Source organism: Citrobacter sp. Cpo069 (genome assembly GCF_030332785.1).
GTDB classification, from domain to species: domain Bacteria; phylum Pseudomonadota; class Gammaproteobacteria; order Enterobacterales; family Enterobacteriaceae; genus Citrobacter; species Citrobacter portucalensis.
The window spans coordinates 209,290-230,836 of sequence record NZ_JAOWHD010000045.1 but is presented as its reverse complement, the minus strand read 5'-3'; the positions used below and the strand labels follow the sequence as shown (position 1 = coordinate 230,836).

The 21,547-nt window shown below is 52.6% G+C and carries 18 protein-coding genes and 1 pseudogene; 13 read left to right on the top strand and 6 right to left on the bottom strand.

Going from position 1 to position 21,547, the window contains the following annotated elements; translation table 11 throughout:
- Positions 1 to 61: 61 nt before the first annotated feature.
- Together mog and OGY08_RS09090 are read left to right on the top strand one after the other, a co-directional pair.
- Complete coding sequence (gene mog / locus OGY08_RS09095) at positions 62 to 649, top strand: molybdopterin adenylyltransferase (RefSeq protein WP_195994971.1); 588 nt, start codon at positions 62 to 64, stop codon at positions 647 to 649.
- Positions 650 to 773: 124 nt separating this feature from the next.
- Positions 774 to 2,081 (top strand): MFS transporter, encoded by a 1,308-nt coding sequence (locus OGY08_RS09090; RefSeq protein WP_079934409.1) that lies wholly within the window; start codon positions 774 to 776, stop codon positions 2,079 to 2,081.
- Between the two features lie 34 nt (positions 2,082 to 2,115).
- Here OGY08_RS09090 and satP read toward each other — a convergent pair whose 3' ends face one another.
- A complete protein-coding gene (gene satP / locus OGY08_RS09085; RefSeq protein WP_003829744.1) occupies positions 2,116 to 2,682 on the bottom strand; it encodes an acetate uptake transporter in 567 nt (188 codons plus the stop codon).
- A gap of 364 nt (positions 2,683 to 3,046) precedes the next feature.
- Positions 3,047 to 3,451 carry a DUF2541 family protein gene (locus tag OGY08_RS09080; protein ID WP_286565861.1) on the bottom strand — a complete coding sequence of 135 codons (405 nt, stop codon included), beginning with the start codon at positions 3,449 to 3,451 and terminating at the stop codon, positions 3,047 to 3,049.
- Positions 3,452 to 3,835: 384 nt separating this feature from the next.
- Between OGY08_RS09080 and dnaK the strand changes: the two genes are divergently transcribed.
- The 4 genes from dnaK to nhaR all read left to right on the top strand — a co-directional run bounded on the left by dnaK (position 3,836) and on the right by nhaR (position 9,283).
- A complete protein-coding gene (dnaK, locus tag OGY08_RS09075; RefSeq protein WP_003829739.1) occupies positions 3,836 to 5,758 on the top strand; it encodes a molecular chaperone DnaK in 1,923 nt (640 codons plus the stop codon).
- A gap of 85 nt (positions 5,759 to 5,843) precedes the next feature.
- Positions 5,844 to 6,977: a molecular chaperone DnaJ gene (gene dnaJ, locus OGY08_RS09070; RefSeq protein ID WP_003829737.1), complete on the top strand. Its 1,134-nt coding sequence runs from the start codon at positions 5,844 to 5,846 to the stop codon at positions 6,975 to 6,977.
- 207 nt (positions 6,978 to 7,184) lie between these two features.
- The gene (gene nhaA / locus OGY08_RS09065) at positions 7,185 to 8,351 is read left to right on the top strand and encodes a Na+/H+ antiporter NhaA (RefSeq protein WP_008786152.1); all 1,167 of its coding nucleotides are present in this window, start codon (positions 7,185 to 7,187) and stop codon (positions 8,349 to 8,351) included.
- A 38-nt stretch (positions 8,352 to 8,389) separates the two neighbouring features.
- Positions 8,390 to 9,283, top strand: a complete 894-nt coding sequence (nhaR, locus tag OGY08_RS09060) for a transcriptional activator NhaR (protein ID WP_032942332.1) — start codon at positions 8,390 to 8,392, stop codon at positions 9,281 to 9,283.
- Between the two features lie 54 nt (positions 9,284 to 9,337).
- Here the strand turns inward: nhaR and OGY08_RS09055 are convergent, their stop codons facing one another.
- The 3 genes from OGY08_RS09055 to rpsT form a co-directional block, all read right to left on the bottom strand.
- Entirely contained in the window at positions 9,338 to 11,377 is a 2,040-nt protein-coding gene (locus OGY08_RS09055; RefSeq protein WP_286565860.1) for a glycoside hydrolase family 31 protein, read from the bottom strand.
- Positions 11,378 to 11,420: 43 nt separating this feature from the next.
- On the bottom strand, positions 11,421 to 12,791 hold the full coding sequence (locus OGY08_RS09050) for an MFS transporter (RefSeq protein ID WP_048236162.1): 1,371 nt from the start codon (positions 12,789 to 12,791) through the stop codon (positions 11,421 to 11,423).
- A 458-nt stretch (positions 12,792 to 13,249) separates the two neighbouring features.
- Positions 13,250 to 13,513 carry a 30S ribosomal protein S20 gene (rpsT, locus tag OGY08_RS09045; RefSeq protein WP_003018940.1) on the bottom strand — a complete coding sequence of 88 codons (264 nt, stop codon included), beginning with the start codon at positions 13,511 to 13,513 and terminating at the stop codon, positions 13,250 to 13,252.
- 105 nt (positions 13,514 to 13,618) lie between these two features.
- On the opposite strand from rpsT, the pseudogene OGY08_RS09040 reads away from it, so the two are divergent.
- The 7 genes and pseudogenes from OGY08_RS09040 (at position 13,619) to rihC (ending at position 20,631) form a co-directional block, all read left to right on the top strand.
- Positions 13,619 to 13,834: pseudogene (locus tag OGY08_RS09040) on the top strand (DUF2575 domain-containing protein).
- 7 nt (positions 13,835 to 13,841) lie between these two features.
- Positions 13,842 to 14,780 carry a bifunctional riboflavin kinase/FAD synthetase gene (gene ribF / locus OGY08_RS09035; protein WP_003829725.1) on the top strand — a complete coding sequence of 313 codons (939 nt, stop codon included), beginning with the start codon at positions 13,842 to 13,844 and terminating at the stop codon, positions 14,778 to 14,780.
- A 37-nt stretch (positions 14,781 to 14,817) separates the two neighbouring features.
- Complete coding sequence (gene ileS / locus OGY08_RS09030) at positions 14,818 to 17,634, top strand: isoleucine--tRNA ligase (protein ID WP_003829724.1); 2,817 nt, start codon at positions 14,818 to 14,820, stop codon at positions 17,632 to 17,634.
- Positions 17,634 to 18,131: a signal peptidase II gene (gene lspA / locus OGY08_RS09025; RefSeq protein ID WP_003018932.1), complete on the top strand. Its 498-nt coding sequence runs from the start codon at positions 17,634 to 17,636 to the stop codon at positions 18,129 to 18,131. Before ileS ends, lspA begins: the two co-directional genes overlap by 1 nt.
- A 116-nt stretch (positions 18,132 to 18,247) precedes the next feature.
- On the top strand, positions 18,248 to 18,697 hold the full coding sequence (fkpB, locus tag OGY08_RS09020; protein ID WP_003018929.1) for an FKBP-type peptidyl-prolyl cis-trans isomerase: 450 nt from the start codon (positions 18,248 to 18,250) through the stop codon (positions 18,695 to 18,697).
- A 1-nt stretch (position 18,698) separates the two neighbouring features.
- Positions 18,699 to 19,649, top strand: coding sequence for a 4-hydroxy-3-methylbut-2-enyl diphosphate reductase (ispH, locus tag OGY08_RS09015; RefSeq protein WP_003018925.1), 951 nt, complete (start codon positions 18,699 to 18,701; stop codon positions 19,647 to 19,649).
- 67 nt (positions 19,650 to 19,716) lie between these two features.
- Positions 19,717 to 20,631 (top strand): ribonucleoside hydrolase RihC, encoded by a 915-nt coding sequence (gene rihC / locus OGY08_RS09010; protein ID WP_125362749.1) that lies wholly within the window; start codon positions 19,717 to 19,719, stop codon positions 20,629 to 20,631.
- On the opposite strand, the gene OGY08_RS09005 is transcribed toward rihC, so the two are convergent.
- Entirely contained in the window at positions 20,632 to 21,540 is a 909-nt protein-coding gene (locus OGY08_RS09005; RefSeq protein WP_008786157.1) for a LysR family transcriptional regulator, read from the bottom strand. It abuts the gene before it with no gap.
- Positions 21,541 to 21,547: the final 7 nt, after the last annotated feature.

Here is a 21,547-nt window from a genome sequence, read left to right as displayed (position 1 = left end):
GTCTGTCCTTCCCTTCGCAGTGTATCATTCTGTTTAACGAGACTGTTTAAACGGAATAATCATGAATACTTTACGCATTGGCCTGGTTTCCATTTCTGACCGTGCTTCCAGCGGCGTTTACCAGGATAAAGGTATCCCGGCCCTTGAAGAGTGGCTGGCATCTGCCCTTACCACCCCTTTTGAGCTGCAAACGCGACTGATCCCGGATGAACAGGCGATCATCGAACAGACCTTATGTGAGCTGGTGGATGAAATGAGCTGTCATCTGGTGCTGACTACCGGCGGAACGGGTCCGGCCCGCCGCGATGTAACGCCTGATGCCACGCTGGCCGTAGCCGACCGCCAGATGCCGGGCTTTGGCGAGCAGATGCGCCAGATAAGCCTGCACTTTGTGCCAACGGCTATTCTCTCCCGCCAGGTTGGTGTGATTCGTAAACAGGCATTGATTCTGAATCTGCCAGGGCAGCCGAAATCGATCAAAGAAACGCTGGAAGGCGTGAAAGATACCGACGGTAAGGTTATCGTGCCGGGTATATTTGCAAGTGTACCGTATTGTATACAGTTGCTGGATGGGCCGTATGTGGAAACTGCACCGGCTGTTGTAGCATCTTTTCGTCCTAAAAGCGCAATCCGCGATACAAACGCCTGAAAGTAGCCCGATCGTGACATAAGTGCTAATGATAGTGGAGTATTGAATTGTTTACGATATAGTAATTTTTGATTTACATGTATCGATAGGCATATTCAATAACTCCACTGACTCATGGTTTGCTATGTCACAACACACTCGACCGCTGAATCGCCAGGATTATAAAACTCTTACGCTTGCTGCCCTCGGCGGTGCGCTTGAGTTTTATGATTTCATTATCTTCGTCTTCTTTGCCGCTGTTGTTGGCGAACTCTTCTTCCCGGCAGACATTCCTGAATGGCTACGTCAGGTGCAAACCTTCGGCATTTTTGCCGCCGGATATCTGGCGCGTCCGCTGGGGGGCATCATCATGGCGCACTTTGGCGATCTGGTCGGGCGTAAGAAAATGTTCACCCTGAGCATTTTGCTGATGGCGATACCGACGCTGGCGATTGGTCTTTTGCCTATCTACGCCTCAATGGGGATCCTCGCGCCGCTGCTGTTACTGCTGATGCGTATTTTGCAAGGCGCTGCCATCGGCGGAGAAGTGCCCGGCGCGTGGGTGTTCGTTGCGGAGCACGTACCGGAGCGCCGCATCGGCATTGCCTGTGGCACGCTGACCGCCGGGCTGACGGTGGGGATTCTGCTGGGATCGGTGGTTGCGACGCTGGTGAATACCAGCCTGACGCAGCAGGCGGTGCATGACTACGGCTGGCGTATCCCGTTCCTGCTGGGTGGCGTGTTTGGGCTGGTGGCGATGTACCTGCGTCGCTGGTTGCAGGAAACGCCCATCTTCCTCGAAATGCAGCAGCGTAAAGCGCTGGCGCAAGAGCTACCGGTGAAGTCGGTGGTGAGCAAACATAAAAAAGCGGTGGTCATTTCCATGCTGCTGACCTGGCTGTTATCGGCCGGGATTGTGGTGGTGATCCTGATGTCGCCAGTCTGGTTGCAGAAGCAGTATGGTTTTGCACCGGCGTTGACGTTACAAGCCAACAGTGTCGCGACCATTATGCTGTGCGTCGGCTGTCTGCTGGCCGGGTTTATTGTCGATCGGGTCGGCGCCAGCAAAACCTTTATTGTCGGCAGCCTGCTGCTGGCCTGTTCAAGCTGGTTTTTCTATCATCTGACCGGTAGCCATCCTCAGCACTTGTTCTTGTTATACGGGCTGGTAGGGTTGTGCGTTGGCGTGGTGGGGGCTGTGCCTTATGTGATGGTGCGGGCGTTTCCGGCGGAGGTCCGCTTTACCGGAATCTCCTTTTCTTACAACGTGTCGTACGCCATTTTTGGTGGTCTGACACCAATCGCCGTGACGATGTTAATGAGCGTGTCGCCAATGGCTCCGGCCTGGTATGTGCTGGCGTTATCGCTGGTGGGGTTAGGTCTGGGGATTTGGCTGCGACAGGATATTTATCATCGCGATACGAGCGTGCAGGGCGAGTTACAGCGCTTGTAAGGAATATCCCCCCGTCCGGGGGGATAGCGTCAGATTAGTGCGCTTCACCGATCGGCAGGATGGTACGGCCAAACTGTTCGTTCAGCACTTCACCCATCGCCAGGTAAATGGCGCTTGCGCCACACACTAAGCCAATCCAGCCAGCAACGTGAATGATCGCTTCGTTACCTGCAATGTTGCCGACCGCCAGCAGTGCGAACAGCACTGTCAGGCTCAGGAAGACAAACTGCAACGCGCGGTTAGCTTTCAGCGTGCCGAAGAACATGAACAGTGTAAACACGCCCCACAGACCCAGGTATACGCCCAGGAACTGACCATTGGTTGCATCCGCCAGGCCCATTTTCGGCATGATCAGGATTGCAACCAGCGTCAGCCAGAACGAACCGTAGGAGGTAAAGGCGGTTAAACCGAAGGTGTTGCCTTTTTTATATTCCAGCAGACCGGCAAATATTTGCGCGATACCGCCGTAGAAAATGCCCATCGCCAGAATAATAACGTCAAAGGCGAAGAAACCCGCGTTGTGCAGGTTAAGCAGAATGGTGGTCATGCCAAAGCCCATCAGGCCCAGCGGTGCCGGATTAGCCAACTTAGTGTTGCCCATAATTCCTCAAAATCATCATTGATTGAATGGTGAAATAGTTTCCCCAAATAACGATCACTGTCTTCGGGGCGCGGCATGATAATCAGGGGAGAGGGCACTGTCTATGATCTAACGAAGGGAAAATGAATTATTTTCCCTGTGATGGACATCACGCTTACGCGTGGTTGATCATTTTGCTAAGACAGACGATTTGAAGTGCCGCCGGGAGCTGAGGGATTTGGTGGACGATCTGGTGAGAAATACCCATCGCCAGATGGCGCTGCTTCATGGGCGCGGCAGTGGTTATTCCAGATCAAAGGCTTTCACATCAACCGCGTGTCTGCCCCGCATGTTTTCTATGGCTTCTGAATCAAAATGTGCGGAATTAATCGTCGCCAATAACTTTCAGCGTTCCCATGTCAGAGGAGTTTACTGACTGGCCTGAGAAGGTGATTTTAGACACGCAGCGTTTATTGTCGTTGTCGCTATTAATAGTGATCCAGTTGGTCGTTTGTCCATCTTTAATGGATGACGGGACGTTCAGGCTTTGGCTGGAAGTGCGTACTGCTTTGAAGTAGACGGATGCGCCGTTAAGTTTAATATCGCCGCGATCGGCGGTGAGCTGAATGCGCTTCACCACCCGGCAAACGGGAATTCTCAGCGTGAGATCGTTGGTTGCGTTGCGGGGCATCGCAATCATACCCAGAACTTTATGATCGTTAGCGTGCGCGGCGCTGCTCAGCAGCAGGCCCATAAGCAGGCTGGTGGAAAGGGTTAACACGGATTTCATGGAATTTCTCTTTGACGGCTGTAAAAGTGTGTGACATCAGACCATCTTACCGCCGACGGGAAACCGTTTCATGGTCGTAATCTTTTCTTTTTATTACAATTTTCACATGAATGACCGTGCTGGTTTTGATTTGTTTTGTGAATTGATTTTGATTGGAAACTATTCGTTTTTTTGCCTTTCTGCCTTTTTACCTTAATTTTATCGCCACTGTGCTAAAAAAAATTTTCATGCCCCCCTTGATGACGTGGGTTACGACCCCATCTTGTAGACAACCGCAGTGGTGAGTCTGAAAAAAAACGATTCAGGGTAGTTGAAACCGCACGTTTCGCCCTTATTACAGATTCACAACCACATGATGACCGAATTTTTAGTGGAGACGTTTAGATGGGTAAAATTATTGGTATCGACCTGGGTACTACCAACTCTTGTGTAGCGATTATGGATGGCACTACTGCACGTGTGCTGGAGAACGCCGAGGGCGATCGCACCACGCCTTCTATCATTGCTTATACCCAGGATGGTGAAACTCTGGTTGGTCAGCCGGCTAAACGTCAGGCAGTGACAAACCCGCAAAACACCCTGTTTGCGATTAAACGCCTGATTGGCCGCCGCTTCCAGGACGAAGAAGTACAGCGTGATGAAGCCATCATGCCGTACAAAATCATCGGTGCTGACAACGGTGATGCATGGATTGACGTAAAAGGTCAGAAAATGGCACCGCCGCAGATTTCTGCTGAAGTGCTGAAAAAAATGAAGAAAACGGCTGAAGATTACCTGGGCGAACCGGTAACTGAAGCGGTTATCACCGTACCTGCATACTTCAACGATGCTCAGCGTCAGGCAACCAAAGATGCTGGCCGTATCGCAGGTCTGGAAGTAAAACGTATCATCAACGAACCGACCGCAGCGGCACTGGCTTACGGTCTGGATAAAGAAGTCGGCAACCGTACTATCGCGGTTTATGACCTCGGTGGTGGTACTTTCGATATCTCTATTATCGAAATCGACGAAGTTGACGGCGAAAAAACTTTCGAAGTTCTGGCAACCAACGGTGATACCCACCTGGGTGGTGAAGACTTCGACAGCCGTATGATCAACTACCTGGTTGACGAATTTAAGAAAGATCAGGGTATCGATCTGCGTAATGACCCGCTGGCGATGCAGCGTCTGAAAGAAGCCGCTGAGAAAGCGAAGATCGAACTGTCTTCCGCTCAGCAGACCGACGTGAACCTGCCGTACATTACTGCAGACGCGACTGGTCCGAAACACATGAACATCAAAGTGACCCGTGCGAAACTGGAAAGCCTGGTTGAAGACCTGGTTAACCGTTCTATCGAGCCGCTGAAAGTTGCTCTGCAGGATGCTGGTCTGTCTGTTTCCGACGTTCAGGACGTTATCCTGGTCGGTGGTCAGACTCGTATGCCGATGGTACAGAAGAAAGTTGCTGAGTTCTTCGGTAAAGAGCCGCGTAAAGACGTTAACCCGGACGAAGCAGTGGCAATCGGTGCTGCCGTTCAGGGTGGTGTATTGACCGGTGATGTGAAAGACGTGCTGCTGCTGGACGTTACCCCGCTGTCTCTGGGTATCGAAACCATGGGTGGCGTGATGACTCCACTGATCGCGAAAAACACCACTATCCCGACCAAGCACAGCCAGGTGTTCTCTACCGCTGAAGACAACCAGTCTGCGGTAACCATCCACGTGCTGCAGGGTGAACGTAAACGCGCCGCTGATAACAAAGATCTGGGTCAATTTAACCTGGATGGTATCAGCCCGGCTCCGCGCGGTATGCCGCAGATCGAAGTTACTTTTGACATCGATGCCGACGGTATCCTGCACGTTTCCGCGAAAGACAAAAACAGCGGTAAAGAGCAGAAGATCACCATCAAGGCTTCTTCTGGTCTGAACGAAGAAGAAATTCAGAAAATGGTTCGCGAAGCAGAAGCGAACGCAGAATCTGACCGTAAGTTTGAAGAGCTGGTTCAGACTCGTAACCAGGGTGACCATCTGCTGCACAGCACTCGTAAGCAGGTTGAAGAAGCAGGCGACAAACTGCCAGCTGACGACAAAACTGCCATCGAGTCTGCACTGACCGCGCTGGAAACTTCTCTGAAAGGCGAAGACAAAGCGGATATCGAAGCGAAAATGCAGGCGCTGGCACAGGTTTCCCAGAAACTGATGGAAATCGCTCAGCAGCAGCACGCACAGCAGCAGGCTGGTGCAGCAGGCGCTGATGCTTCTGCAAATAACGCGAAAGATGACGACGTTGTCGACGCCGAGTTTGAAGAAGTGAAAGACAAAAAATAATCGCCCTTTGAACGGGTAATTACTGGCACGGGCGAAGAGGTTTCCTCTCCGCCCGTGCACGCATGTTAGGGGCAGATAAAAAGAGATGGCTAAGCAAGACTATTACGAGATTTTAGGCGTTTCCAAGTCAGCGGAAGAGCGTGAAATCAAAAAGGCCTACAAGCGCCTGGCCATGAAATTTCACCCGGACCGCAACCAGGGTGATAAAGAGGCCGAAGCCAAGTTTAAAGAGATCAAAGAAGCGTACGAAATCCTGACCGATGCGCAAAAACGTGCGGCTTACGATCAGTACGGTCATGCTGCGTTTGAGCAAGGCGGCATGGGCGGCGGCGGCGGTTTTGGCGGCGGGGCTGACTTCAGCGATATCTTTGGTGACGTGTTTGGCGATATCTTTGGCGGCGGTCGTGGTCGTCAGCGCGCCTCACGTGGTGCTGATTTACGTTACAACATGGATCTCACTCTGGAAGAAGCCGTGCGTGGCGTCACCAAAGAGATCCGTATTCCGACTCTGGAAGAGTGTGACGTCTGCCACGGTAGCGGTGCGAAGGCAGGTACTCAGCCACAGACCTGTCCAACCTGTCACGGTTCTGGTCAGGTACAGATGCGTCAGGGCTTTTTTGCCGTACAGCAGACCTGTCCACACTGTCAGGGCCGCGGTACGCTGATCAAAGATCCGTGCAACAAATGCCACGGTCATGGTCGCGTTGAGAAAAGCAAAACGCTGTCCGTTAAGATCCCGGCAGGGGTTGATACCGGCGACCGCATTCGTTTAGCGGGCGAAGGTGAAGCCGGTGAACATGGTGCGCCAGCAGGTGATTTGTACGTTCAGGTGCAGGTAAAACAGCACCCAATTTTCGAACGTGAAGGCAATAACCTGTACTGCGAAGTACCGATTAACTTTGCGATGGCTGCGCTGGGCGGCGAGATTGAAGTCCCAACGCTGGACGGTCGCGTGAAGCTAAAAATTCCGGGCGAAACGCAAACTGGCAAACTTTTCCGCATGCGTGGAAAGGGCGTCAAGTCTGTACGCGGTGGCGCTCAGGGCGACCTGCTGTGCCGCGTGGTGGTTGAAACCCCAGTGGGCCTGAACGACAAGCAGAAGCAACTGCTCAAAGATCTGCAGGACAGCTTTGGCGGCCCGACCGGCGAACAAAACAGTCCGCGCTCCAAAAGTTTCTTCGACGGTGTGAAGAAGTTCTTTGACGATCTGACTCGCTAATTCGCAGTTTTATCTCGAATAAAAAGCCTGGGACTGAAAAGTCTCAGGCTTTTTTTATTTCTGTTTTCCGTTCGGAAAATCTTTATCGGCTTTCTCTATATAGATCGTAAAAACCGATCTATCCATCATGAATAATCTAATTTTAACGAGCTTTTTGAGGGTGTAAGATAGTATTTACGAAGTATTCACCCAATAGAGAGAATAAAAGTGAAACATCTGCATCGTTTTTTTAGTAGTGACGCCTCGGGGGGCATCATTCTGATCATCGCAGCCGTGGTCGCTATGCTGATGGCAAATATCGGGGTTACCAGTGGATGGTACCACGCCTTTTTGGAAACGCCCGTTCAACTGCGGGTTGGCGCGCTTGAGATCAACAAAAATATGCTGCTGTGGATCAACGACGCGTTGATGGCGGTGTTCTTCCTGTTGATTGGTCTGGAAGTAAAGCGCGAGTTAATGCAAGGTTCGCTGGCCAGTCTGCGTCAGGCGGCGTTCCCGATCATTGCTGCTATCGGGGGCATGATTGTCCCGGCGCTGCTGTACCTGGCATTCAACTATGCCGATCCCATCACCCGTGAAGGGTGGGCGATCCCGGCGGCAACGGATATTGCTTTTGCGTTAGGTGTGCTGGCGTTGTTGGGCAGTCGTGTACCACTGGCGTTGAAAATCTTCCTGATGGCGCTGGCGATTATTGATGACCTCGGCGCTATCGTAATCATCGCACTGTTCTATACCAGCGACCTCTCGCTGCTGTCGCTGGGCGTTGCCGCGTGCGCGATCCTTGTTCTGGCAGGATTGAATCTGTGCGGAGTGAGACGCACCGGTATTTATATTCTGGTCGGCGTAGTGCTGTGGACTGCCGTACTGAAGTCTGGCGTGCATGCAACGCTGGCGGGCGTGATCGTGGGCTTCTTCATTCCATTGAAGGAAAAACACGGGCGTTCACCGGCGAAGCGACTGGAGCATGTTCTGCATCCATGGGTGGCATACCTGATCCTGCCACTGTTTGCCTTCGCCAACGCAGGCGTTTCACTGCAGGGCGTCACTATTGATGGACTGACCTCGATATTACCGCTGGGGATCATTGCCGGCCTGTTGATCGGCAAACCGTTGGGTATCAGTCTGTTTTGCTGGCTGGCGTTACGCCTCAAGGTGGCGCAATTGCCGGAAGGAACGAATTTCCAGCAGATTATGGCGGTCGGTATTCTTTGCGGTATTGGCTTTACGATGTCGATTTTTATTGCCAGCCTGGCGTTTGGCAACGTCGATCCTGAGCTGATTAACTGGGCAAAACTGGGGATCCTGATCGGCTCCTTGTTGTCGGCAGTGATAGGTTATTGCTGGTTACGTGCCCGGTTGAACGCATCAGCCTGACGGGATAACCCTTTCGTGACAATTTTCAGGGAGAGAGTATGTCTCATATAAATTACAACCATCTGTACTACTTTTGGCATGTCTATAAAGAAGGGTCAGTGGTTGGTGCAGCAGAAGCGCTTTATCTGACACCGCAGACCATTACCGGGCAGATTAAAGCGCTTGAGGAACGCTTACAGGGAAAATTGTTTAAGCGGAAGGGGCGTGGGCTGGAGCCCAGTGAGTTAGGCGAATTGGTTTTTCGTTACGCGGATAAGATGTTCACCTTAAGCCAGGAAATGCTGGATATCGTGAACTACCGCAAAGAGTCTAATTTGCTGTTCGATGTCGGCGTGGCGGATGCGCTATCGAAGCAGTTGGTCAGCAGCGTACTGGATGCCGCTGTGGTTGAAGATGAACAAATCCATCTGCGTTGTTTTGAGTCAACGCACGAGATGCTGTTGGATCAACTCAGCCAACATAAGCTGGATATGATCATCTCCGACTGCCCGATCGATTCTACGCAGCAGGAAGGGTTGTTCTCAGTGCGGATAGGCGAGTGCAGCGTGAGTTTTTGGTGCACCAAACCGCTGCCTGAAAAACCATTCCCGGCCTGCCTTGAGGAACGTCGGTTGCTGATCCCTGGACGTCGTTCGATGCTCGGACGTAAGCTGCTGAACTGGATCAACTCACAAGGATTGAATGTCGAAATCCTCGGCGAGTTTGATGACGCTGCGCTGATGAAAGCGTTTGGGGCAACGCATAATGCTATTTTTGTTGCACCTACTCTGTATTCGCACAATTTCTATGCCGATGATTCTATTGTTGAAATTGGACGCGTAGAAAATGTGATGGAAGAGTATCACGCCATATTTGCGGAAAGAATGATCCAGCATCCGGCGGTGCAGCGTATTTGCAATGCGGACTACTCGGCATTGTTCAAGCCACAGTAGACATACTTACCGTAATACTCCCGGCTGCGGTACTCACCCGCAGCCGGTTTCATGCTATAGCCTCAATAAGCTACGATATTGCCCACCTTCGCGGATAAATACCGGAATTCTGTTCAATGGCGCGGCATAGTGCAACGTTTGCCCTCCCGAATAACTCTCGCCGGTCGTAAGATCCGTCCATGTTTCCCCTTCCGGTAGCCAGATATCACGTTCGCGCATACCTTCATGCATTACGGGGGCGATCAGCAGGTCAGGACCAAAACAGTACTGGTCGGTGATTGCCCAACTTGTTTCCTGTTCGGGGAAATCAAAAAACAGGGGGCGCATCACTGGCGTATTGTGCTTATGGGTTTCCTCCATCAGCTCTTTGATATAGGGCTTCAGTTTCTCTCGCAACGCCAGGCAACCCGTCAGTACGTCGCACACATCTTCACCGTAGCTCCAGATTTCGTTCGGTGCACCGGTAGGACACTGGGCGATACCATCCCGGTACGGTTGTTCCGGTAAAATCTGCGGATCGCGGTTGCCGTGCAGACGCATCACCGGGCTAAATACGCCCCACTGGAACCAGCGGATCAGCAGTTCATGGAAACGCGGGTCGTGAATATTACCGCCATGAAAACCACCGATATCCGTCGTCCACCACGGTATCCCCGCGATTCCCATATTGAGTCCGGCGGCAAACTGGTTGCGTAGCGATCTAAACGAGGAGTGAATATCACCTGACCAGACCAGTGCGCCATACTTTTGACTGCCGGCCCAGGCGCAGCGTAGCAGGTTGATAACCTTGTCTTCACCATCAGCTTTCATGCCATCAAAAAAGGTTTTGGCGTACATTCGCGGGTAGATATTGCCCACTTCCAGTACCGGCCCGGCATGGTAGCGATAGTTGTCATAGTCATAAACGCTGAACTCAGGTTCGGCTTCGTCTAACCAGAATAGCTTCACGCCCTTATCATAATAGTTGCGTTTGGCTTTGCCCCAGACGTAGTCCCGCGCACCCGGATGGGTTGCATCAAAGAAAGTGGTGTTGCCGAGGAAATCCATATTGATCGGCAAGCCACGTTCCGTCTGTACCAGCCAGCCGTTTTCGCGCATCTCCCGATAGCTTTCGGTGCGGTTATCCACCGTCGGCCAGACGGAGACCATCAGCTCAATTCCCAGCGATTTCAGCTCGGCAATCATGGCATCAGGGTCGGGCCAGTCGCGCGCATCGAACATCCAGTCACCCTGATTCGGCCAGTGAAAGAAGTCGATAACGATCACCGAGATAGGCAGATTGCGGCGCTTATATTCGCGGGCAACCTCCAGCAGCTCTGCCTGCGTACGATAGCGGAGTTTGCACTGCCAGAAGCCCATGGCGTAGTCCGGCATCATCGGCGGTGTGCCGGTAGCCAGCGCATATGCCCGGCTAATTTCTGCCGGGGTATCGCCAGCCGTGATCCAGTAGTCCAGCTGTTCGCTGACCTGTGCTTCCCATTCGGTAACGTTGTGGGCAAAGGTTACGCGCCCGACTGCCGGGTTGTTCCATAAAAATCCGTAGCCCAGACTGGAGAGCATAAACGGTACTGAGGCCTGGGAGTTACGTTGCGCCAGCTCAAGAACGCATCCTTTGAGATCCAGGTTAGCCTGTTGATACTGCCCCATACCATAAATTTTTTCCCCTTCAGTGGCTTCGAAGCGGGCTTTAAGTGAATATTTTCCACCCTGAATAGGTCGGAATTCGCGCCCTTCAAGGTTGAGTGCGCTGACGTACTGGCCGTGAGAAGATTCATCCTCGCCAATTTCGCCCCGCAGGCGCCAGAACTCCTGCAACAGAGGTTTGTGTGGATGGCGGTAAAAGGTAACTTGTCCTTTTTGATTGACGATAGCGATAATTTTGCCGTTGGTCAGCGTCGCCTGGTGGTGCTCATAATCAATGTGGCAGTGGCTTTCTGCGACTGGCTCAGTCAATGCCCAGTCTTCATTTCTCATTACCGGCAGATGACGGCCACTGCGTACGCGCAGGCTGTTCTCGCCCCAGGGTTCAATCCATAAATAGCGATCGTTTTGCTGCCAGACCAGGCGACGCGGGTCATGTTGCATAAATGGCATGGTGGTGCCTCCCATATTTCGAGGGTGAAGGTAAAGATCGTTTTTAGTTGATGGTTTCCAGATCGTGGCGAATCTTCTCTTCCATCGCTTCGTATTTACGAAAGAAAAGTAGTGGGATCGCTGCGAGCGCGAAGAGTAGGGCGGGTGCCCAGATAAAGGCCCAGGTAATTCCCTCCAGACCCGCAGCACTCTGGGCATGGTTGGGGACATAGCCAAAACTGTTCATGATCCAGGCAGCGAAAGCGGTACCGAGGCCACTACCCATCTTGATGCAGAAGGTGCTGCCGAAGGCGATAAGAATGCCGGTAGCCTTAATACCCGTCTTCCATGCGCCGAAGTCGACTGCGAAGCCCAGCATGGCAAACGGCATTGAGCAGGCGATACCGCTGCCGATATTGCCGAGTACCCAGGCGGCGATGAGAAAAGGAATGTTGTCCGCTGCCAGCCACATCATGATGCCGCCAAGCGTGGCGACCAGCAGACCGCCTACCCATATCCACGTTTTAGCCAGGTATTTGCTAAAGAAGGGGATAGCGATGATAAACAGGATCTGAATTGTCGCCAGGCTGTTAATCAGCGGAACCAGATCTTTGCGGTCGAGGTTGTAGGTCAGATAGTAGACAATCGTTGTGGAGCGTTGTTGTAGGGCAATCCAGAAGATCAGGTTTGCCAGCACCATCAGGATCCATGGCCAGTTGCCTTTCATTGCCGCAAAACTCTTTTTCATCGGCAATTTAGGTTCTTGTTGAATTTTATCCGTATTCATTTCTCGGATATTTTTAAAGGCGAAAAGCGTTAACGAACAGGATATTACGGCAAATATAATCGCCGTATAAATAAAACCCGCATGATCATTTCCGTTACCTAAAAAAGCAACTAACGGCAGTGCAGTCGCATTCATTAATAAAACCCCAATCTGCCCACCGGTCATTCGCCAGGAATTTAAAACCAGTCTTTCCTTAGGAGATAAGGTCATCAGGGGTAATATTGCACTGAGCGGTGTGTTAAGTCCGGTAAATAGAATGCTGGCAATCATATAAGATATTGCTGCATAGATAGCTTTTCCGGTCATACTGATATCAGGAGACCAAAATGACAGGGCGCTGAATACGGCAAAAGGTAATGGCAACCATAAAAACCAGGGGCGGCATTTACCGTAACGCGAACGCGTTTTATCGATGATGATCCCCCATATGGGGGCGTCTATGCCATCGACAATACGCGCCAGCAGCAGGATGACGCCTGCTACGGCGAGGCTAATACCTGCAACGTCTGTGTAGAAATATAAAATGTAAGTTGAACCGAAACAATACAGCAGATTACCCGCCACATCCAAAGAGCCGTAGCTAATACGCTGTAGTAAAGATAATGATGTTGACCCGCATGACTGGGTATCCTCAATAACAGAACTCATAATAATAACTCCGATACTGGAACGATACGCCCAGAAAAACAGCTTCTACTTTCCAAGCAAGTTTTAAATATTATTTTTTATGTCGTTACTTAATTTAACCTCAGATTAAAATGAGTGAGTAAGGTGTACATGAAAAGTAGTTAACCCTACCGCAGCAATCAATTATCAAATCTTACATCAGGATTGCGTTTATTCGTTTTTGAATGAACGATGTTTCTATTTGCTAAGGTGGTCACAGTTTTTTTAATAATGAAATAAAAAAAGGAAAACAGTGAAAGAAAATAACTTTCACGTATTACGCGACGCGACTGAGGAAGGGATAGCTGAAAAAACAGGCTGGTCAGAAAGAGTGTGAACGAGCGAGAACAACATCAGTGGCTAAAGAGAAAAACGTCAGATAGCAGGCATAAAAAAACCCGCTTGCGCGGGTTTTTCACAAAGCGACAACAAGCAGGCGATTAAGCCAGTTTGTTGATCTGTGCAGTCAGGTTTGCTTTATGACGTGCAGCTTTGTTTTTGTGGATCAGACCTTTAGCAGCCTGACGGTCCACGATTGGTTGCATTTCGTTAAATGCTTTCAGTGCAGTAGCTTTGTCGCCAGCTTCGATAGCTGCGTATACTTTCTTGATGAAAGTACGCATCATAGAGCGACGGCTAGCGTTGTGCTTGCGGGCCTTTTCAGACTGAACGGCGCGCTTCTTAGCTGATTTGATATTAGCCAAGGTCCAACTCCCAAATGTGTTCTATATGGACAATTCAAAGGCCGAGGAATATGCCCTTTTAGCCTTCTTTTGTCAATGGATTTGTGCAAATAAGCGCCGTTTAAATTGCAGCACTCGTTGCGTAGTGATGGCGCAGGATTCTACCAGCTTGCGTGGCGTGAATACAGCTTTTCCACGAGAAAAATTGCATTGGCGTGCCCATGAAGGTCTGCAATTTGTTTCATAACAATGAAAACAATCCTCTTTCTGTTTCGTAGAAACAATCGCCGGTTAACGTTGACCGCGGTACAGGGTATACTTTCACGATTTTCACTGTTTTGAGCCAGACATGAAGCTGATACGAGGCATACATAATCTCAGTCAGGCCCCGCATGGGTGTGTGCTGACTATTGGTAATTTCGACGGCGTGCACCGTGGCCACCGTGCGTTGCTGCAGGGTTTACGGGAAGAAGGGCGCAAACGCAATTTACCGGTGATGGTGATGATTTTCGAGCCGCAGCCGCTAGAGCTGTTTGCGACCGACAAGTCACCTGCGCGCCTCACTCGCCTGCGCGAAAAACTGCGTTATCTGGCGGAATGCGGCGTGGACTACGTGCTGTGCGTGCGTTTTGACAGGCGCTTTGCGGCATTAACGGCGCAGACCTTCATCAGCGATCTGCTGGTTAAGCGCCTTGGTGTACAATTTCTTGCCGTTGGTGATGATTTCCGCTTTGGCGCTAGCCGTGCGGGCGATTTCTTGTTATTACAGGAAGCGGGCGCTGAGTATGGTTTTGATATCACCAGCACCCAAACCTTCTGCGAAGGCGGTGTGCGCATTAGCAGCACCGCGGTACGTCAGGCGCTGGCAGAAGATAACCTGCAACTGGCCGAAAGCCTGCTTGGGCATCCTTTTACTATCTCAGGACGTGTCGTTCACGGTGATGAATTAGGGCGCACCATCGGTTTTCCGACGGCAAACTTACCGCTGCGTCGCCAGGTTTCTCCGGTGAAAGGGGTTTATGCGGTTGAAGTGATGGGACTGGGCGATAAACCGTTGCCCGGCGTCGCCAACATCGGCACCCGCCCGACGGTAGCAGGCGTACGCCAACAGTTGGAAGTGCATCTATTGGACGTTGTAATGGACCTGTATGGTCGCCATATAGATGTAGTACTGCGTAAAAAAATACGCAGCGAACAGCGATTTGCCTCGCTGGATGAACTAAAAGCGCAGATTGCGCGTGATGAGTTGACTGCCCGTGAATTTTTTGGGCTAACAAAACCGGCTTAATGCCTATACGAGTTTTAAATACGGAACCGAGAATCTGATGAGTGACTATAAATCAACCCTGAATTTGCCGGAAACAGGGTTCCCGATGCGCGGCGATCTCGCCAAGCGCGAACCGGGAATGCTGGCGCGTTGGACTGATGATGACCTGTACGGCATCATTCGTGCGGCCAAAAAAGGCAAAAAAACCTTCATTCTGCATGATGGCCCTCCTTATGCGAATGGCAGCATTCATATTGGTCACTCGGTTAACAAGATTCTGAAAGACATTATCGTGAAGTCCAAAGGACTCACGGGTTATGACTCGCCTTACGTTCCGGGCTGGGACTGCCACGGTCTGCCGATCGAGCTGAAAGTAGAGCAGGAATACGGCAAACCGGGCGAGAAGTTTACCGCCGCTGAGTTCCGTGCCAAGTGCCGCGAATACGCAGCGACCCAGGTTGACGGTCAGCGTAAAGACTTTATCCGTCTTGGCGTACTGGGCGACTGGTCGCATCCGTACCTGACCATGGACTTCAAAACCGAAGCCAACATCATTCGTGCGCTGGGTAAAATCATCGGTAACGGTCACCTGCACAAAGGTGCGAAGCCGGTGCACTGGTGCGTTGACTGCCGTTCCGCGCTGGCGGAAGCGGAAGTTGAGTATTATGACAAAACCTCCCCGTCCATCGACGTGGCGTTCCACGCCGCCGATCAGGATGCGGTGAAAGCGAAATTTGGCGTTTCTGACGTCAACGGCCCGATCTCTCTGGTTATCTGGACCACTACCCCGTGGACGTTACCGGCGAACCGCGCAATCTCTCTGGCACCTGATTTTGACTATGCGCTGGTGCAGATTGACGGCCAGGCTGTGATTCTGGCGAAAGATCTGGTTGAAAGCGTTATGCAGCGTATTGGCGCGGCTGAATACACCATTCTCGGCACCGTTAAAGGCGCTGAGCTGGAACTGCTGCGCTTTACCCATCCGTTTATGGGCTTTGATGTGCCAGCTATCCTTGGCGATCACGTTACGCTGGATGCGGGTACCGGTGCGGTTCATACCGCTGGCGGTCACGGTCCGGATGACTACGTCATCAGCCAGAAATACGGTCTGGAAATCGCTAACCCGGTTGGCCCGGACGGCGCATACCTGGCGGGTACCTATCCGGATCTGGACGGCGTGAACGTCTTTAAAGCCAACGACAAAATCGTTGCGCTGCTGAGCGAAAAAGGTGCGCTGCTGCACGTTGAGAAGATGCAGCACAGCTACCCATGCTGCTGGCGTCACAAGTCACCGATCATCTTCCGTGCGACCCCACAGTGGTTCGTCAGCATGGATCAAAAAGGCCTGCGCGCACAGTCGCTGAAAGAGATCAAAGGCGTGCAGTGGATCCCGGACTGGGGCCAGGCGCGTATTGAATCGATGGTTGCTAACCGTCCTGACTGGTGTATCTCCCGTCAGCGTACGTGGGGTGTGCCGATGTCTCTGTTTGTTCACAAAGACACCGAAGAGCTGCATCCGCGCGCTATCGAACTGATGGAAGAAGTGGCTAAACGCGTTGAAGTTGACGGCATCCAGGCGTGGTGGGATCTCGATCCGAAAGATATCCTCGGCGACGAAGCTGACCAGTATGTCAAAGTCCCGGATACGCTGGACGTGTGGTTCGACTCTGGTTCAACCCACTCCTCCGTCGTGGACGTGCGTCCTGAGTTTGCAGGCCATGCGGCCGATATGTATCTGGAAGGCTCTGACCAGCACCGTGGCTGGTTCATGTCATCTCTGATGATCTCCACCGCCATGAAAGGCAAAGCACCTTATCGCCAGGTACTGACTCACGGTTTCACCGTTGATGGTCAGGGCCGTAAGATGTCCAAGTCTATCGGTAACACCGTTTCTCCGCAGGATGTGATGAACAAACTGGGCGCGGATATTCTGCGTCTGTGGGTGGCTTCAACCGACTATACCGGTGAAATGGCCGTTTCTGACGAAATTCTGAAACGTGCTGCCGACAGCTATCGTCGTATCCGTAACACCGCGCGCTTCCTGCTGGCGAACCTGAATGGGTTCGATCCGGTTAAAGACATGGTGAAACCGGAAGAGATGGTGGTTTTGGACAGGTGGGCGGTAGGTTGTGCGCAAGCGGCGCAGGACGAAATCCTGAAAGCCTATGAAGCCTATGACTTCCACGAAGTGGTACAGCGCCTGATGCGCTTCTGCTCCGTCGAAATGGGTTCGTTCTACCTCGACATCATCAAAGACCGTCAGTACACCGCGAAAGCGGACAGCGTGGCGCGTCGTAGCTGCCAGACTGCGCTGTTCCATATCGCTGAAGCGCTGGTTCGTTGGATGGCGCCGATCATGTCCTTCACCGCCGATGAAATCTGGGGCTACCTGCCGGGCGATCGTGAGAAGTATGTCTTTACCGGTGAATGGTACGAAGGTCTGTTTGGCTTAGGCGAAACCGAAGCGATGAACGATGCCTTCTGGGACGAGCTGCTGAAAGTGCGTGGCGAAGTGAACAAGGTCATCGAACAGGCGCGTGCGGATAAGAAAGTCGGTGGTTCTCTGGAGGCGGCAGTGACCCTGTACGCTGAACCTGAGCTGGCGGCGAAACTGACCGCACTGGGCGAAGAGTTGCGTTTTGTACTGCTGACCTCTGGTGCGACGGTTGCGGATTATGCAGCGGCTCCTGCTGATGCTCAGCAGAGCGAACTGCTCAAAGGTCTGAAAATCGTACTGAGCAAAGCCGAAGGTGAGAAATGCCCGCGCTGCTGGCATTACACTACCGACGTCGGCCAGGTGGCGGAACATGCAGATATCTGCGGACGCTGTGTCAGCAACATCGCCGGTGATGGCGAACAACGTAAGTTTGCCTGATGAGTAAGCCTCTTTGTTCAACAGGACTACGCTGGCTGTGGCTGGTGGTAGTCGTGCTGATTATCGATTTAGGCAGCAAATACCTGATCCTCCAGAACTTTGCTCTGGGGGATACGGTGTCGCTGTTTCCGTCGCTTAATCTGCACTACGCGCGTAACTATGGTGCGGCGTTTAGCTTCTTAGCCGACAGCGGCGGCTGGCAACGTTGGTTCTTTGCCGGCATCGCCATCGGTATTTGCGTCATCCTGATGGTGATGATGTATCGCTCGAAGGCGACCCAGAAGCTGAACAACATCGCGTATGCGTTAATCATTGGCGGTGCGCTGGGCAACTTGTTTGACCGCCTGTGGCACGGCTTCGTGGTTGATATGATTGACTTTTACGTCGGCGACTGGCATTTCGCGACCTTCAATCTGGCCGATACTGCTATCTGTATCGGCGCGGCATTGATTGTTCTCGAAGGCTTCCTGCCGTCGAAAGAGAAAAAAGCCGCATAAAAAATGCCGGATGGCGCTATGCTAATCCGGCCTACAATATACTGCGATCCTTGTTTGCCCGGTAAGCGTAGCGCCACCGGGCAAACAGGCGGCAGCAATTTTAAAGAGCAACCTGCATGTCTAAATCAGTACAGAGTAACAGTGCGGTGCTGGTGCACTTCACCCTTAAGCTCGACGATGGCTCAACCGCAGAGTCAACCCGCAATAACGGCAAGCCTGCGCTGTTTCGCCTGGGCGACGGTTCTCTGTCTGAAGGACTGGAACAACACCTGCTGGGGCTAAAAGAAGGTGATAAAACCACTTTTGCTCTGGAACCGGATGCCGCCTTTGGCGTGTCAAGTCCGGACTTAATTCAGTATTTCTCGCGTCGGGAGTTTATGGACGCGGGCGAGCCAGAAATTGGCGCTATCATGCTCTTTACCGCAATGGACGGCAGTGAGATGCCTGGCGTGATCCGCGAAATCAACGGTGACTCGATCACGGTTGATTTCAACCATCCGCTGGCCGGGCATACCGTTCATTTTGATATTGAAGTGCTGGAAGTCGAACCGGCACTGGAGGCGTAAAATGCAGATCCTGTTGGCCAACCCGCGCGGTTTTTGCGCTGGCGTAGACCGCGCTATCAGCATTGTGGAAAACGCGCTGGCTATTTATGGCGCACCGATTTATGTCCGTCACGAGGTGGTGCATAACCGCTATGTGGTGGATAGCCTGCGCGAGCGCGGCGCTATTTTTATCGAGCAAATCAGCGAAGTGCCGGATGGCGCGATCCTGATTTTCTCCGCTCATGGCGTATCTCAGGCGGTGCGTAACGAAGCCAAAGGCCGTGACCTCACGGTTTTTGATGCGACCTGCCCGCTGGTAACGAAAGTGCATATGGAAGTTGCCCGCGCCAGTCGTCGTGGCGAAGAATCCATTCTGATTGGGCACGCCGGGCACCCGGAAGTCGAAGGCACAATGGGCCAGTACAGCAACCCGCAAGGGGGAATGTATCTGGTTGAATCACCGGATGATGTGCTGAAACTGAATGTGAAAAATGAAGGAAAATTATCCTTCATGACGCAGACAACGCTTTCCGTTGACGACACTTCTGACGTTATTGATGCGCTGCGTCAACGCTTCCCGAAAATTGTCGGGCCGCGCAAAGACGATATCTGTTATGCCACCACCAACCGTCAGGAAGCGGTTCGCGCGCTGGCGGAACAGGCTGATGTTGTGCTGGTGGTCGGCTCTAAGAACTCCTCTAACTCCAACCGTCTGGCTGAACTGGCCCAGCGAATGGGGAAAGCGGCGTATTTGATTGACGATGCGACCGACATTCAGGAAGCGTGGGTGAAAGAAGCGAAGTGTGTGGGCGTGACGGCCGGAGCCTCGGCGCCGGATATCCTGGTGCAAAACGTGATTGCTCGCCTGCAAGAGCTTGGTGGTGGGGAAGCGATCCCACTGGAAGGCCGCGAAGAGAACATCGTTTTCGAAGTGCCGAAAGAGCTGCGTGTGGATGTTCGTGAAGTAGAGTAAGTCTTTCCGGTTACGATTATGAGAAGATGCCAGACTTAACGTCTGGCATTTTTTTTATGGAGAAACCATGCGCTTACCGATCATTCTTGATACCGATCCCGGCATTGATGATGCCGCCGCCATTGCCGCCGCGCTGTTTGCCCCTGAGCTGGATCTGCAACTGATGACCACGGTAGCAGGCAATGTGTCGGTTGAAAAAACCACCCGTAATGCGTTGCAACTGCTGCACTTCTGGAATGCGGATGTTCCGCTGGCGCAGGGAGCATCAATGCCGCTGGTGCGGCCGCTGCGTGATGCCGCTTCCGTGCACGGCGAGTCCGGTATGGAAGGGTATGAATTTGTCGAACACGACCGCCAGGCGATGGCAAAACCCGCCTTCCAGGCGATTCGCGATGCGCTGATGCATGCCCCGCAGCCCGTGACGCTGGTGGCAATTGGCCCGCTGACCAACATTGCGCTGCTGCTGACCCATTATCCTGAATGCGTATTCAACATTCACCGTCTGGTGATTATGGGCGGCTCTGCCGGGCGCGGGAACTTCACACCCAACGCCGAGTTTAATATTGCTATCGATCCCGAGGCCGCAGCGAAAGTCTTCCAGAGTGGGCTGGAGATTGTGATGTGTGGGCTGGATGTCACTAATCAGGCTATGCTCGCCCCGGACTATCTGGCGACGTTGCCTCAGCTTAACCAGACGGGGAAAATGCTGCATGCGCTGTTTAGCCATTACCGTAGCGGCAGTATGAATACGGGGCTGCGAATGCACGATCTGTGCGCCATTGCCTGGCTGGTGCGCCCGGAACTGTTTACCCTGCAGTCGTGTTTCGTGGCGGTTGAAACCCAGGGCGAATATACCTCGGGTACGACGGTAGTGGACATTGAAGGACGTTTGGGGCATCCGGCAAATGCGCAGGTTGCGCTGGGCCTGAACGTTGAAGGTTTCCAGCAGTGGGTGGCAGAGGTATTTGCCCGCGCGCTGTAATCAGGTGTTGTGCAACGGCACCTTCTCGCTGAGATAATCAATCATCGCCCGCATTCTGGCGGGCATATGTTGATTGCGCGTCCATAGCAGCCACAGTTCCCCGCTGTAGTCGCTGATAAATTCCCATTCTGGCAGTACCTGGACAATCTCGCCATTGGCGAGTGCCTCGCTGGCGGTGAACAGTGGCAGGCTGCCGATTCCCAGATCCTTTTTTACCGCGTCCAGACGTACACCGGTGTGGTTGGCGGCGTAGCGGCCATGAGTCTGAATGGTCTCCATGAGCTCACCGCGTCGAAACTTCCAACGTGAATCCGCAGGTGTCTCGCCAAGACTGATACAGCTATGCTCTCGCAGTGCCTGCGGGTGCTCGGGCGTACCGTGCTTGCGTAAGTATTCGGGGGTTGCGCATATCACATGGCTGACCGGCATCAGCGGTTTCCCGTACAGGCCCGGGGAGGGCGACTGACTGATGCGCAGTGCAAGGTCGACGCCGTCGTCGATTAAATCCATATACCGGTCTTCCAGCCGAAGGCAGACGTCCACTTGCGGGTAGCGCGTAAAGAATTCGGCCATCAGTGGATGAATGACAAATCGCCCCACCGCTTTCGGCACGCTGAGGGTCAGTTGCCCTTGCGCGATGGTTTGTCGACTGCTGCCTGAGTCGACGGCCATTTGCGCCGCATGCAGCATTTCCTGCGCGTGTGCATACACAATTTTGCCCGTTTCGCTGAGCGCCAGCTTGCGCGTCGTACGGTGCAGCAGCTTACTGCCCAACGCCTTCTCGAGGCGTGAAGCGCTGCGGCTAATAGCGGAAGGCGTAGCACCCGAGGCTTTGGCGGCAGCGGAGAAGCTCCCCTGGTCGATAATCAACACAAAGGTGGCAAGGTCGGGAAGAAGGTTAGGATTCATTTGTGCG

Coding starts and splice junctions, on each gene's coding strand:
- lspA (WP_003018932.1), top strand. CDS start 17,634: ATGAGTAAGCCTCTTTGTTCAACAGGACTACGCTGGCTGTGGCTGGTG.
- OGY08_RS09080 (WP_286565861.1), bottom strand. CDS start 3,451: ATGAAATCCGTGTTAACCCTTTCCACCAGCCTGCTTATGGGCCTGCTG.
- mog (WP_195994971.1), top strand. CDS start 62: ATGAATACTTTACGCATTGGCCTGGTTTCCATTTCTGACCGTGCTTCC.
- fkpB (WP_003018929.1), top strand. CDS start 18,248: ATGTCTAAATCAGTACAGAGTAACAGTGCGGTGCTGGTGCACTTCACC.
- OGY08_RS09090 (WP_079934409.1), top strand. CDS start 774: ATGTCACAACACACTCGACCGCTGAATCGCCAGGATTATAAAACTCTT.
- nhaR (WP_032942332.1), top strand. CDS start 8,390: ATGTCTCATATAAATTACAACCATCTGTACTACTTTTGGCATGTCTAT.
- OGY08_RS09055 (WP_286565860.1), bottom strand. CDS start 11,377: ATGCCATTTATGCAACATGACCCGCGTCGCCTGGTCTGGCAGCAAAAC.
- dnaK (WP_003829739.1), top strand. CDS start 3,836: ATGGGTAAAATTATTGGTATCGACCTGGGTACTACCAACTCTTGTGTA.
- dnaJ (WP_003829737.1), top strand. CDS start 5,844: ATGGCTAAGCAAGACTATTACGAGATTTTAGGCGTTTCCAAGTCAGCG.
- ispH (WP_003018925.1), top strand. CDS start 18,699: ATGCAGATCCTGTTGGCCAACCCGCGCGGTTTTTGCGCTGGCGTAGAC.
- rihC (WP_125362749.1), top strand. CDS start 19,717: ATGCGCTTACCGATCATTCTTGATACCGATCCCGGCATTGATGATGCC.
- ribF (WP_003829725.1), top strand. CDS start 13,842: ATGAAGCTGATACGAGGCATACATAATCTCAGTCAGGCCCCGCATGGG.
- OGY08_RS09050 (WP_048236162.1), bottom strand. CDS start 12,791: ATGAGTTCTGTTATTGAGGATACCCAGTCATGCGGGTCAACATCATTA.
- satP (WP_003829744.1), bottom strand. CDS start 2,682: ATGGGCAACACTAAGTTGGCTAATCCGGCACCGCTGGGCCTGATGGGC.
- OGY08_RS09005 (WP_008786157.1), bottom strand. CDS start 21,540: ATGAATCCTAACCTTCTTCCCGACCTTGCCACCTTTGTGTTGATTATC.
- ileS (WP_003829724.1), top strand. CDS start 14,818: ATGAGTGACTATAAATCAACCCTGAATTTGCCGGAAACAGGGTTCCCG.